This is a genomic window from Streptomyces sp. SID13031 (assembly GCF_010548305.1).
Classification (GTDB): domain Bacteria; phylum Actinomycetota; class Actinomycetes; order Propionibacteriales; family Kribbellaceae; genus Kribbella.
The window spans coordinates 1-8,383 of sequence record NZ_JAAGLV010000043.1; the positions used below are offsets into that span (position 1 = coordinate 1).

Below are 8,383 nucleotides of genomic sequence, written 5' to 3' on the forward strand. Positions count from 1 at the left end.
ATGGAACAGATCGACGTACTACTCGCCGCCGCGGTAGCGGCACCGTCGATGCACAACACCCAGCCGTGGCGCTTCGAGGTCAACGGCACGGTCATCGACGTGTTCCTCGACGGTTCCCGCGCCCTGCCCGCCGAAGACCCGACCGGCCGGGCGATGCGCATCGCGGCCGGCGCCGCGGTCTTCAACCTGCGCTGCGCCGCGGCCCACCTCGATCTCGGCTCCGGCTATGGACTCGCTCCGAACCCCAGCGAACCGGACCTGGTCGCCCGAATCGTGCTCGAGGATGCCCAACAGGTCGATCCGGCCCTCAAGCGGCTCTACCGTCAAGTGACGCGACGCCACACCAGCAGGCTGCCGGCCCGGCCGGCCCCACCGGCTGTCGACTCCAGAATCAGTTTGATGCAGGCAGCAGCGGCCGAGGGCGCTGAGCTCACCTGGCTCCAGAAGACCGACGCCGCCCAGGTGATGGCCATGATCGTCGACGTCGACCTGCGCGAGATCGGTGACTGGAAGCGGAGCGCCGAGCGCAGCAAATGGGTCGGCGGCGAGCGCACCGCCGACGGCGTGCCCCGCAGTGTTCTGGGGCCCCGCCCGACCGAGTATCCGGCGCCGGTCCGCAACCTGGGCGCACCGTTCGATGCCCAGTCCCGACCGGCCGCGAAGTTCGAGGCCGACGCCTCTTTGGCAGTGCTCTCCACTGAGCTGGACGGACCGGTCGACCAGCTCGTGGCCGGTATCGCTCTCGAGCGTGTCCTGCTCGCCGCGACCCGGGACGGTCTGACCGCGTCGTTCCTCAACCAGCCGCTCGAGTTCGACGATCTCCGCGCCGGCGTCCAGAAGCTCACCGGCAAGCCCGGCTTCACCCACATGGTGATCCGCTTCGCTCACACCACCCAGTACGCCACCTCACCCCGACGGCCCCTGGCCGACGTCGTCCAGACCGGCAGCCGCCCGGCCGGAGCGTCGTCATGAGCGCGACCAGGGTGCTGGTGGCCTACGCCGGCAGAATGGGCGGGACGGCCGGTATCGCCGAGGCGATCGGCCAGACCCTTCGCCGCAGCGGTCACCACGTCGACGTCATCGATGCCGCGAAGGTCGCCGACGTGACGCAGTACGGGGCGGTAGTGCTCGGTAGCGCCATCTACATCGGCCGGTGGCGCCGTGAGGCGATCGCCGTCTTACGGCTGCTTGCCGACAGCAACGACCACCCGCCGGTCTGGTTGTTCCACAGCGGACCGGTCGGACCGGACAAGGACGTCCAACAGCCGGTACCACGCACAGTCGCCCGCCTGGCCAAGAAGCTCGGCGTCGAGTCGCCGAAGACGTTCGCCGGCCGCCTCGAACGGCACACCGCTCGCGGACTACTCGCCCGCTGGATGGCGCGCACCAAGCTGTCCGGTGACTCACGCGACTGGGCGGCCATCAAGCAGTGGACCGTCGGCATCCACGACTCCCTGCAGTCCGCGGGACGGCCCGGCCCAGGCCTGGCCAACCTCGACGACTGGACCCGGAGAATGGCGTGGTCCGGCCCAGAAGCCCCACTCCGCGACCAGGGCCAGCCCCTGGAGCTCAGCCCGGACAGGTTCGACGCCGTCTTGTTCGACCTCGATGCCGAGATCGCACTAGACCTCGGCGCTCTCGCGCTGATCGACCGGCTCGAGGCCGCCGGACTGACCGTCGACGTCATCTCAGCCGGCGATGGTGCCGAGGCGCTCGCCGGTACTTCGGAACCCGGCGTCCTGCCGCTGGCCGCACAGCGGTTGCACGTCCAGCCCAGACGCACAGTGGTCATCGGGGATGCGCTCGCCTGTGTCGAGGCGGGCCGTGCCGGTGGATTCGGTCTGGTGATCGGCGTGGACCGTACCGGTCAGGCCGCGGACCTCACCAGCCACGGAGCGGATGTCGTGGTCGCCGATCTGGCGGAAGTAACCGTACTGGCCTCAGCCGGAAGCGGCCCCGGCCGATGACGGACCAGCCTCAGCTGCCGCTATGGCCGTGGAGTGCGTTGCGCGCGCTCCACGGCGTAGACGGCGGCCTCGGTACGCCGGTCGACGCCGAGCTTGCGGAGCAGCCCGGACACATAGTTCTTGACCGTCTTCTCGGCCAGGAACATCGTGTCGGCGATCTGCCGGTTCGTCCTGCCCCCGGCGATCAGGTCGAGGATCCGCCGCTCCTGGTCGGTGAGGGTGGCGTAGCGCGGATCGTCCTCGGCCTCGCCCTGCGGATTGCGCAACCGGTCCAGTACCGCGGTGGTCATCGCGGGATCCAGCAGCGACTCCCCCGCCGCCAGCCGGCGGACGGCCCCGACCAGGTCGAGACCGCTGACCTGCTTCAGCAAGTACCCGGCGGCGCCCGCCATGATCGCGGTGAACAGCGCCTCGTCGTCGGTGAACGAAGTAAGCATCAAGCACGCCGGCGGCTGTTCCATCGTCGACCGGATCTCGCGGCAGACCGTGACGCCGTCGCCGTCAGGCAACCGGACGTCCAGCAGCGCCACATCGGGGCGAAGCGCCGGGATCCGGGCCAATGCCTGGGCCGCGGTCGAGGCCTCCCCGACAACCTCGATATCCGGTTCGCTTTCGAGCAGTTGCCGGACCCCGAGCCGGACCACCTCATGATCGTCGAGCAGAAACACGCTGATCGTCATGTCGCCTCATCCCGGGCCGGCCGACGGCTGCACGCCCTCGATCCACGTCCAGCCTATGCCCCGCCGGTCTGGAACCCCCTTTCCGGTCAATTGCCCGAGGAGACCCCATGTCGTTGAAGAAGCTCGATCCCATCGTCGTCGGATACGACGGCTCCCCCGGCAGCCGCGCCGCCCTGCGCTGGGCCGTGGCAGAGGCGGTCCGTCAACTCTCACCGCTCAGGCTCGTCGAAGTATTCGAGCCAGGCCCGGTCGGCTACCCCAGCGCGGACCAGGTGCCGCTCGCCGGGCTGCGGAAGGTACAGGAGAGGGCACTGGACACACTCACCGACAGCATCCGTCTGCAGCACCCGCAGCTCGCTGTGGACAGCGTTCTGGTCGACGGCTTCGCTGCCTCGAGCTTGATCGACGAGTCCGCACACGCTCGCCTCAGCGTGCTGGGCACCCGCGGCCACGGCGGCTGGACCGGCATCCTGCTCGGCTCGGTCGCCAACCAGGTCAGCATGCACTCGGCAGGCCCGGTGGTCGTGGTTCCGGCCGCGAGCCGTCCCCGGGTCCAGGACAAGCCCACGATCGTCGTTGGTGTCGACGGCTCGAAGGCCTCCACGAAGGCGATCGACTTCGCGTTCGCCCAGGCCGAGGACCGAGGTGCCCGGGTGGTGGCGGTCATTGTCACCCCGCACCCGGCGCCCATTTTCACCGGCGGGCTCGGACTGGTCATCTTCGACCCGGCCGACGCCGCCAACGAGGACCGGATCCTCGTCTCGGAGTCACTGGCAGGGGCCGGGACCGACTACCCGGATGTCGAGTCCGAGATCCGGCTGATGACAGGGCACCCGGCTCAGGCTCTGGTGCTCGCAGCCGAGAACGCGGAACTGCTGGTGGTCGGTTCACGAGGCCGCGCCGGCTTCGCCAGCCTCCTGCTGGGCTCAGTCAGCTTGAGCGTCCTGCACCACGCCCAGTGTCCGGTCGCAATCGTCCGCTGATCCTTGCCGACGCGTCCTGAGCAGCCTCTGGGCGGTTCAGGACGGACGACCGGCCTGGTCAGGACCTTCGCCCCTATATCCGCGGTACCACCTACCGCGACCGTGGAGGTAACTCACAACGGAGGAGAACGCCCATGTCGAAGACGCGAATCGTGGTCGGAGTCGACGGGTCTGAGCCGGCCGAGAGTGCGGTCGGATGGGCTGCCGCCGAGGCAGTCTCGACAAGGGCATCGCTCCAGCTGGTCCACGCGTTCGTGTGGCCGCGGTTCCGCGTCCCGCCAGGCCCCAGCGCAATGGCGACCGGGCTCCGGGCAGCCGCACACCAGATTGCTGACACAGCTCTCGAACTGGCGCACAAACTCGAACCCGACCTGACCGCCGAGTCCAGCGTGATGGACGGATTCGCCCTCCCGGTCCTCACCGAACAGTCACGCGCCGCGGATCTCCTCGTCATCGGCAGCAGGGAAGTCAGCCCGCTCCGCAGCGTGCTGGTCGGCTCGACCGGCGTGGGCCTGGCCGCCTACTCACACTGCCCGGTCGTCATTGTGCCGCCACAGCAACTCGAGGAGGCCGGCAACTACGTCGTCATCGGATATGACGGGCTGCCTCCCAGCGTCGCGGCCTTCCGGTACGGCCGCGAGTACGCCCGCCGGCACGGCCTCGTCGTTCGTGTCGTCTCCGTACAGCAGCCCGGCTCCGAGCACGAGGCTGTGCCTGCCGACCAGCTTGCCGCCCTCACCCACCTGGTACCCGACGGACCACCAGTCGAGATCAGCCACGTCATCGGGCACCCAGCCGAGCAACTGCTCCGCCTGTCGGCCGACGCCCAGCTCCTCCTCGTCGGATCCCATGGCCACGGTGGCTACGCCGATCTACGGCTCGGATCGGTCAGCCAGACCGTCCTGCACCACGCTGCCTGCCCAGTCTGCATCGTCCACTGACCCATCATCGGGCCCCCTTTCACCCGCCGGTCTCGACCGGGTCGGCCTCGGGCTGTTCGGTGCCGTCCTGGGTCAACTTGGAGCGATCATCGGCTGCCCAGGTGCGGTCGCCCTTCGAGTCCGACCGATCCATACCGGCAGACAGCCGTGCTTTGTGAACAGGGCTGTAGTCGTCATCACGAAGAAACGAGTGCAAGCTGGCCGCCCGGTCGCGCGCGTCAGCGACCGCGTCGCGCTCATCGGCCTGCTCGTCTCGGATGTCAGCGGCCTGAAGGATGGCCTGGGTCTCCTGCTCGCGACCCTCTTGCGCGGACTCTTTGGCCTGGACGGCCTTCTCCCGCATGTCCAACGCAGCCTCCCGCTCGTCGGCCACCTGCTCACGCTCATCGGCTCCACCAGGCCTTCCATCGGACCGCTGTGAAGGCACGGGTCGCTCATCCACTGGGTTCCCTCTCGTCGGCAAGATGCACTTCTGCCGTGCAGGCCCTGGACTCGCTCCCCACAGTGACAGCCGGCGGCACGATCACCCTTCAGCCTACGGTCGCAACCGGTTCGGGGCACCCCGAGCATCCGGCGCATCCCCCGGAGGACCTTCGTCGCCTCAGGACAGGCCTTTCGCCACTGGTGGCAGGTCCGGGCCACGGCTGCACTTGAGGCTGCAGTGCCGCCCAGCGAGAGGTGCATCTCATGTCCACGCAAGCCCGCCCTTCGATCGTGGTCGGCGTCGACGGCTCCGCTGACGGACTACTCGCTCTGGACTGGGCCGTCGATCTGGCCGCGCGGCGAGGCTGGCGAGTCCGCGCGGTCCACGTCACCGAAGAGTTGGTGGTCCTGGGGCCAAGCCCGACGACCATCCCGGACGACGGAACCGACGTACTAGAGGACGCGGCCGACGAGCTGAGTCGCCTCGGCTTCACCGAGGCCACTCTGGAGGCCAGTACCGGGCATGCCGCGGAGGTCCTGCTGGAGCTCTCCCACGATGAGCCGATCCTGGTGGTCGGCCGGCGTGGCACGGGCGGATTCGCCGAGCTGATGATCGGCGCCACCTCGCAGGTCTGCGCCACACTCGCACGCTCCACGCTGGTCGTCGTACCGGACAGCTGGCAGCCCGGGTACGGCGAACGCGGTCAGGTCGTCGTCGGCGTCGACGGATCACCCGGCGGTCAGGACGCGATCGGCTTCGCCTTCGAGTCGGCGGCCGAACGTGGCGCCGAGCTGTCGCTGGTCCACGTCCCCGACCTAGCGGAGAATTTCCCGTCACCCGACCTCTGGCTCGATCCCAACGACGCCCCTTGGCGGCACAGCGCCAGGGTCATGGTTACCGAGGCAGTGGCCGGGTGGGCTGACAAGTACCCGGACGTGGTGTACCGCACCCACTACCGCCCCGGCCATCCCGTCGAAGTCCTCGCCAAAGAGTCCGACTACGCCGATCTGCTCGTTGTGGGCGGCTTGGGTAGATCAGCGTTCAGCCCGTTGCGCCTCGGCTCGGTCTCCCGTGGCGTTCTGCACCACGCCAACTGCCCGGTCGCGATAGTCCACGGCGGCTTTGCGGTTTGAGCTGAGCGCGGCAACCGGCTCCACGGTGATCCGTGACGGCGAACTCTCCCACGCGAGCACGTCCGCCAGCCGCATCATGCGGGTCGCCAGTTGGCCGGCGGCCGCGTCCCTGTGCGGGAGCGCGCCAGAGTCGAGCATGCCTCGCACCACCACCCGAGTGAGACCGAGGACCGCCGCCGCCTGTTTGATGTCGATCAATGGATCGGCGGCGATCAACGGCTCCCCGAGGAGACCTTCCAGCCGGGTTTTCTCCATTACTGTCAAACCGATCACATCGACCACCCTCTGACGCTGCTACGTCATCACGTGCACAGGTTGTCGAGTCTGATCGGCTGCGGGGGCCGGGCGCCAGGGTCTTTGGTCCCGAGTCTTGCGGTTCCTCCCTACCCCTCAGTACTGATCAGGACGGGTTCGCACTCCGGTACTGGTACCGGCATCTGCTCGATGGCGATCCAGGGGGTGACCGACAGGTGATCGATCCCGCGGACCAGCGGGCGGAGCCTGACCGCCTGACAAAACCCTGAGCCCTTTCCGGCGAGTTGAGGCAAGCTGAGGCCATGACCACGACTATCCGGACGGCGATCACCGACGCCGACTACGAGGCCTGGCGCGCAGTGCGGATCGCGGTACTGCCGTACGAGCGCTGCCCGACCGTCGCTGAGATGCGCGACCTCGATCACCCCGGCCGGCTGATGGTGCTCGCGGAGGTCGACGGCGAGGTCGCCGGCAGCGGACTGGCGGATCGTTCGAGCGACGGCGAGCGGGGTTCGCTGGCGGCGCGCGTCCAGCCGGACTTCCGCCGACGCGGCGTGGGGACCGACTTGCTCCGGGTGCTCGCCGAGCATGCCGTTGCCCAGGGCTACGACATTGCAGGGGCCAGTGTCGACGACGACGAGTCCCGGCTCTTCGCCGAGCGGTTCGGCTTCGTGGAAACGAATCGGCAGGTCGAACAGGTACGGCAGATCGGCGACGAGCCGCGGCCGGCAGCGCCGACGGAGTACAAGATCGTCTCGGTCGCCGAACGCCCGGAACTGTGGACGGCGGCCTATCACCAGGTCGCGCTGCCGACCTTCCCGGACATGGACCACCAGTTCGCGGTGAAGGTTTCGGCAGCTGAGTGGGACAAGGAGTGGATCAACGACCCGGCCGCGATGTTCGTGGCCTTCGCCGGTGACGAGGTGATCGGCGTGGCAGGGCTGATGCTCGACTCCGATCGCCCGGAGCGTGCGGAGGTCGCATACACCGCCGTACGCCGGGAGTGGCGCGGCAAGTCGGTCGCCGCGACCCTCAAACGCACCAGCATGGCGTGGGCCGCCGACCACGGAATCACCGAGATCTACACCTGGACCCAACGCGGCAACAACTCGATGCGCCGCCTCAACGAGCACCTCGGTTTCACCTACGGCATCGTCAGCATCTCCCTGCGGGCGCCACTACCGCTGCCCGGCGAGCCTTCAAAGACGTAGGCGACAGCCTCTCGACCGCCCAAATTTCGGCATTCACTGCTGATCGCACGCCACATCGCGCCGCCGAGCAACCTGAGCTCGACGGCGCGATGGACCACGTCACTTTCTCAGCTCACGGCAGGCTGTCGGCTTTCTCCTTGGTGGCAGGTTCGTCGAGATGGCGGGTGAGGGTTTGGCCTTCGATGTCGAGGGCGGGCACGATCCGGTCCAGCCAGGACGGGAGTGACCACATGTGCCGGCCGACGATGGCCATGAGGGCCGGGACGAGCATCATCCGGACGAGGAAGGCATCGGCGAGGACGCCGACCGCCAGGCCGAAGCCGATGCTCTTGATGATCACGTTGTCCCCCGTGGAGAAGGCACCGAAGACGCCGATCATGATGATCGCGGCGGCGGTGACGACCCGGGCACTGTGCTGGAATCCGACCGCGATCGCCTTGCGGGGAGTGGCGCCGTGCACGAACTCCTCCCGCATCCGGGTCACCAGGAAGACCTCGTAGTCCATCGCGAGACCGAACAGGATGCCGGTCAGCAGCAACGGCAGGATGAACACGACCGGTCCGGTCGAGTCGAGGCCGATGAGGTTCGCCAGCCATCCCCATTGGAAGACCGCCACGGTAGTGCCGAGGGAGACCCCGACGGACATCACGAACCCCAGCGCTGCCTTCAGCGGCACGAGCAGTGACCGGAACACCAGGACCAGCAGCAAGAACGCCAGCCCGACGACCACGATGAGGTAGATCGGGAACGCATCGCTCAAGCTGCCGGCGACATCGACACCCACCGCCG

Annotated in this window: 10 protein-coding genes; 6 read left to right on the plus strand and 4 right to left on the minus strand. The window is 68.3% G+C overall.

The window, feature by feature from the left end:
- Positions 1 to 972 (plus strand): nitroreductase (locus G3I17_RS39080; protein WP_164604461.1); only part of this gene is annotated, 972 nt, incomplete at its 5' end.
- Positions 969 to 1,967 carry a flavodoxin domain-containing protein gene (locus G3I17_RS40215; RefSeq protein ID WP_203591350.1) on the plus strand — a complete coding sequence of 333 codons (999 nt, stop codon included), beginning with the start codon at positions 969 to 971 and terminating at the stop codon, positions 1,965 to 1,967. The genes G3I17_RS39080 and G3I17_RS40215, both read left to right, overlap by 4 nt.
- 20 nt (positions 1,968 to 1,987) lie before the next feature.
- Here G3I17_RS40215 and G3I17_RS39090 read toward each other — a convergent pair whose 3' ends face one another.
- The gene (locus G3I17_RS39090; RefSeq protein ID WP_164604463.1) at positions 1,988 to 2,647 is read right to left on the minus strand and encodes a response regulator transcription factor; all 660 of its coding nucleotides are present in this window, start codon (positions 2,645 to 2,647) and stop codon (positions 1,988 to 1,990) included.
- Between the two features lie 107 nt (positions 2,648 to 2,754).
- Here G3I17_RS39090 and G3I17_RS39095 point away from each other — a divergent pair, with 107 nt between their 5' ends.
- Together G3I17_RS39095 and G3I17_RS39100 are read left to right on the plus strand one after the other, a co-directional pair.
- On the plus strand, positions 2,755 to 3,630 hold the full coding sequence (locus G3I17_RS39095; protein WP_164604465.1) for a universal stress protein: 876 nt from the start codon (positions 2,755 to 2,757) through the stop codon (positions 3,628 to 3,630).
- A 134-nt stretch (positions 3,631 to 3,764) separates the two neighbouring features.
- Complete coding sequence (locus G3I17_RS39100; RefSeq protein WP_164604467.1) at positions 3,765 to 4,571, plus strand: universal stress protein; 807 nt, start codon at positions 3,765 to 3,767, stop codon at positions 4,569 to 4,571.
- A 19-nt stretch (positions 4,572 to 4,590) separates the two neighbouring features.
- Here G3I17_RS39100 and G3I17_RS39105 read toward each other — a convergent pair whose 3' ends face one another.
- Positions 4,591 to 4,944: a hypothetical protein gene (locus G3I17_RS39105; protein ID WP_164604469.1), complete on the minus strand. Its 354-nt coding sequence runs from the start codon at positions 4,942 to 4,944 to the stop codon at positions 4,591 to 4,593.
- Positions 4,945 to 5,258: 314 nt separating this feature from the next.
- Between G3I17_RS39105 and G3I17_RS39110 the strand changes: the two genes are divergently transcribed.
- Entirely contained in the window at positions 5,259 to 6,128 is an 870-nt protein-coding gene (locus G3I17_RS39110) for a universal stress protein (protein ID WP_164604471.1), read from the plus strand.
- Here G3I17_RS39110 and G3I17_RS39115 read toward each other — a convergent pair.
- Positions 6,030 to 6,410 carry a helix-turn-helix domain-containing protein gene (locus tag G3I17_RS39115; RefSeq protein WP_164604472.1) on the minus strand — a complete coding sequence of 127 codons (381 nt, stop codon included), beginning with the start codon at positions 6,408 to 6,410 and terminating at the stop codon, positions 6,030 to 6,032. The two genes, G3I17_RS39110 and G3I17_RS39115, sit on opposite strands and share 99 nt — an antisense overlap.
- Positions 6,411 to 6,685: 275 nt before the next feature.
- Here G3I17_RS39115 and G3I17_RS39120 point away from each other — a divergent pair, with 275 nt between their 5' ends.
- Complete coding sequence (locus G3I17_RS39120; protein WP_164604474.1) at positions 6,686 to 7,594, plus strand: GNAT family N-acetyltransferase; 909 nt, start codon at positions 6,686 to 6,688, stop codon at positions 7,592 to 7,594.
- Between the two features lie 112 nt (positions 7,595 to 7,706).
- Here the strand turns inward: G3I17_RS39120 and G3I17_RS39125 are convergent.
- On the minus strand, positions 7,707 to 8,383 hold a 677-nt coding region (locus G3I17_RS39125), incomplete at its 5' end, for an MMPL family transporter (RefSeq protein ID WP_164604476.1).